1 pseudogene is annotated in these 477 nt (G+C 44.2%); it reads left to right on the plus strand.

Annotated features, from left to right (window positions below):
- Positions 1 to 477, plus strand: a pseudogene (locus KP705_RS17370) (hypothetical protein); the annotation flags it as partial.

Raw genomic sequence — 477 nt, forward strand, 5'->3', positions numbered from 1 at the left:
ATCCTGGGGATAGTGCAAAGCAGAAGGCCAAGGCGGATGGGTTATCTCCAAAGGAACAAAATGAAGCCTATAAGCAATCGTTTAGAGATTGGCAGGACAGTTATTGGGATAAGGTCGGGAAGCCTTCTGGCTTAACTCGTATTGGTCCAGGTCGTAGGCGTTTAACTCGGGACCAGTGGAACCAGGAGAAGCAACAAGCCAAGGCTTTAGCTATTGCTCTGGCTGATGGTCGTGCTGTTGCAAAGCGTGTTGATGCTGCAAAAGCTAAGGCTGAAAAGTTTGAGAAGGCTGGCACGTTGGTTGGTGCTGTTTCTTCTGCTGTTTCTGGTGGTGTTGTTCAGGTTTCTGAGTCATTCACGAAAAGCCGTTTTGATGATGGTGCGAAGTCTCGTGAAAATGAAATTCATTTATTGAAGAATCAAAATGAGAAGTTGAAAGCGAGTAATTCATCACTAAAAACAAAAATTCACAAAAGTA

Origin of the sequence: Gluconobacter sp. P1D12_c (assembly GCF_018812105.1) — a bacterium.
Classification (GTDB): Bacteria; Pseudomonadota; Alphaproteobacteria; order Acetobacterales; family Acetobacteraceae; genus Gluconobacter; species Gluconobacter oxydans_A.